The 2,143-nt window shown below is 58.0% G+C and carries 2 protein-coding genes; one reads left to right on the forward strand and one right to left on the reverse strand.

Annotated elements, in window-relative coordinates; translation table 11 throughout:
* On the forward strand, nucleotides 1–1,208 hold a 1,208-nt coding region (locus tag IQ273_RS32720), incomplete at its 5' end, for an ABC transporter permease (protein ID WP_313898336.1).
* Nucleotides 1,209–1,402: 194 nt separating this feature from the next.
* Here the strand turns inward: IQ273_RS32720 and IQ273_RS32725 are convergent.
* Nucleotides 1,403–1,711 carry a GIY-YIG nuclease family protein gene (locus IQ273_RS32725; protein ID WP_194027245.1) on the reverse strand — a complete coding sequence of 103 codons (309 nt, stop codon included), beginning with the start codon at nucleotides 1,709–1,711 and terminating at the stop codon, nucleotides 1,403–1,405.
* Nucleotides 1,712–2,143: the final 432 nt, after the last annotated feature.

The raw sequence follows: 2,143 nt of genomic DNA on the forward strand, positions 1-2,143 counted from the left end.
ATCCCCTTCCCATGCCCCTCTCCCCCCTCGACCTCACCCTCACCACCCTGCGGGATGTAACCGGCAACTGGGTACGCTCTGGCCTGACCGCCCTGGGCATTTTCATGGGCGTCGCCGCTGTCAACGCCACCCTCAACATCGACACGATCGCCAACCGGGTGCTGCAAGAGCGCCTAGAATCCAGGGATAACCCCAACATCACGCCCTTTGTCTATGGGCGCGATCGCCCCCCAGTAGAGTTTGATGAGGCTGTGATCGCCGAGATTCAGCAGGCGGTACCCGGCATTCTCAGCATTAGTCGCGTCAGCCAGCTCTGGGGCTCGGAGGTGCAGTACCAGGGCACCGTGACCGATAGCCTTGACGCCTTTAGCGTGTCAGAAAACTACCAGCGCACCACCGGGCGACAGGTGCTGGCGGGCCGTTTTTTTGACCCCGAAGACTTCGATTCTTTTCGCCCCGTCACCGTAATCGACACCGTGCTGGCTCAGCAGCTCTTTCAGCAGGCTCCGCCCCTGGGCGAGGGCATTTTTATCAACGGCACTCGCTTCACCGTCGTCGGCCTGATCGAAAACAAAGACCTCTACGGCAGCGAAGACGGCGAACCCACCGGCAGTCTCTGGGTGCCAGAACCCTACGGCGACCTGCTGCAGGGGCGCTTTCGCTTTGGGGGGCAAATTCAAATTGCCCTGCAAAGCCTCGACGACTTTGCCACTACCCGCGACGCCGTTGAAGCCCAGCTGCAGCAGATGTTTCCTGGCTACGAAACCTACATTGGCGGCAATGTCGAAGACCTCTACGAAGAAGAGCAGCGCCAGCGGGCCTCCATTCGCGTGCTCAAGGCGGTGGGTCTGCTGGCCCTGGTCATTGGCGGCGTCGGTATCGCCAACATCACCATTGCCGCGATTATGGAGCGCACCCGCGAGATTGGTCTGCGTCGTGCGATCGGGGCCACCGATCTCGAAATTATGGCCCAGTTTATTGCCGAGGCTGCTCTGCTCAGCCTGATTGGCGGCACCACAGCGGTCGGTACCGTACACCTGCTGACCAAGGCCGCGACCACGACCATTTTTGAAGCGCCCTACGCCTTCAACTGGCGCGATGCGGCTCTGTCGATGGGGGCGGCCTTTGGGGTCGGCGTGGGGGCGAGCTTCTTGCCCGCCCTGCGGGTAACGCAGATTGACGTGGTGCAGGCGCTGCGAGGGGAGTAGGCTGAGCGCTGGCTGAGCGCTGGCTGAGCGGAGTCGAAGCCAGCGTTACCGAAAAAGCTTTCGATATGGAGAAACGCTCTGTAGTTCCCTTTTCCCACGGGAAACGCTTCGCGAACGACTCCGCTCAGGGAACGAGACACTCGCTGGCTGAGCGGAGTCGAAGCCCGGTTGCTGAGCGGAGTCGAAGCCAAACGTCACTCCTGCTGATTAAAGCGAAAGTGACTATCGTTCTGACAAGCTGACAAGTCAGCGAGCTGATCCCAAGCACCTACAATTAGCGCCTGCTTTTTCTTCCTGCTCCAGCCCTGAATCTGCTTTTCTCGATAGAAAGCTTGATCGATGCGATCGCACTCCTCTGCATACACCAGCTTCACAGGTAATCGTTTAGCTGTGTAGTTGGCTCCCAGTCTATTTTGATGTTCCCACAGCCGTTTTTCTAAGTTCCAAGTGCTGCCGGTATAGTAGCTACCGTCGGCACATTCCAGTATGTAGGTGTAAGGCATGGGGTGTAGAGATCTTTAGATCTACTGCGATCGTGCCCGTTTCGACGGTTAGATTCTCGCTTCAGGGAACGCGACCCTCCGCTCAGGGAACGCGACCCTCTGCTGGCTGAGCGGAGTCGAAGCCAGCATAATCGAGACATTTGCTTGTGGAGAGAAATGCCTCGTGGTCTTTGTTCCTTTGTATCCCTTTAGACGAAACACTCGATAGTTCCCTAGTTCCCTTCGACTCCGCTCAGGGAACGCGACCCTCCGCTGGCTGAGCGGAGTCGAAGCCAGCATAATCGAGACATTTGCTTGTGGAGAGAGTAATTGCTCAACTAGGTTGACGGGTAGCGGCGAATAAGAGAGGGTGGTAAACTTTTGCCATGCAAGACCTGCCGCCGTTAGAAGGCCTCAGTTCTGGGGAGAAAGACGCTCTGATACGAGAGCTGT

Origin of the sequence: Nodosilinea sp. LEGE 07298, from assembly GCF_015207265.1 — a bacterium.
GTDB lineage: Bacteria > Cyanobacteriota > Cyanobacteriia > Phormidesmidales > Phormidesmidaceae > Nodosilinea.